Origin of the sequence: Streptomyces niveiscabiei, from assembly GCF_001419795.1 — a bacterium.
Lineage (GTDB): Bacteria > Actinomycetota > Actinomycetes > Streptomycetales > Streptomycetaceae > Streptomyces > Streptomyces niveiscabiei.
Map to the genome: position 1 here is coordinate 1 of NZ_LIRL01001403.1, position 1123 is coordinate 1123.

Consider the following 1123-nt stretch of genomic DNA (forward strand, 5'->3'; position numbering starts at 1 on the left):
CCCACAACACCGCCCCCATCCAAGCCCCCGCGATCAGCAGGCACGTGAACAACTCCGTCAGCACACTCGACCCGCCCGCCCGCATCACCGTCCGCAGCGCCGCCCTCGCCTCCCCGTGCCGCCCCAGGCGGAGCCGCTCGCTGAGGTAGACGCCGCCGAGGAAACCGGGGATCGCGCCCAGCACGGGTACGAGGACGAAGCCGAGAAGGGCGCCCACGCCCGCGTACACGGCCATCCGGGGGGTCGCCCCCGACCCCCGCCACCGGCGTGGCGGCAGGGCCCAGCGGATCACCTGGGCGAGGAACAGCGCGACCGTCGCCCCCACCAGCACCGCCCACGCGACCGGCTGGGGATCCTTCAGCGCCCACCACAGGACCCCGGCCCACACCAGCCACGACCCCGGTACGCCGGGCACCAGTACTCCGCACAGGCCGAGCAGGATGACCAGACCGACCAGCAGGAGTTCCCACACTCCCATCTGCCCAGGGTGCCGGAGGCGGGTGCGCGGCGCAGGTCAGGGAGTGCTCACAGCGGATTATCAGCAGGACCCCGCAGACTCGGACCGCCGGCCGCGGACGCGGCACGCTCCCGCGACGTCGCCGGGTGGTTCTCCCGTGGGGGGTGGGACCGCCCGACGGCCCACGCCCCGAACACCCGTCCGCATCCCGTCCCGACACGCCGCGTCTTCCGTTCCTCATGGCTCGCATTTTCCCGTTGCCCCGTTTTCTTCCGGCCCTCGCGGTGGACAATTAGGGGCATGAGCCAGCAGGGGGGAAGTCCCACGGGTCACCAGGACGACTGGTGGGGCCAGCTGTACGACGACACCGCCGACACGGGCCCCACACCCACACCCGATTCCCTGGACGACCGCTTCGCCTCGGCGTCGGACGCGGTGCGCACGGGCGAGTGGTGGCAGACACCGTCCCCGCGAGGAGCCGTACCACGCCCTCGCAACGAGCCCAGCGCCCCCGGAAAGCCCCCGGAGGCTCAGACCCCCGACCCGCACAACACCGCCGAGCCCGGCCCACCCGAGCAGCAGTGGGAACCCGCGGGCAAGTGGGAACCCACCGGGCTGTGGGAGCCGGCGGGGGAATGGGAGCCGGGAGAAGCCCGCCCCTCAACC

The 1123-nt window shown here is 73.0% G+C and carries 1 protein-coding gene and 1 pseudogene; one reads left to right on the forward strand and one right to left on the reverse strand.

Annotation, left to right across the window (positions count from 1 at the left end):
• Positions 1-478: DUF456 domain-containing protein (locus AOK24_RS44485; RefSeq protein ID WP_055725480.1), on the reverse strand; the 478-nt coding region annotated here is incomplete at its 3' end.
• Positions 479-757: 279 nt separating this feature from the next.
• On the opposite strand from AOK24_RS44485, the pseudogene AOK24_RS49080 reads away from it, so the two are divergent.
• Positions 758-1123, forward strand: a pseudogene (locus AOK24_RS49080) (protein phosphatase 2C domain-containing protein); the annotation flags it as partial.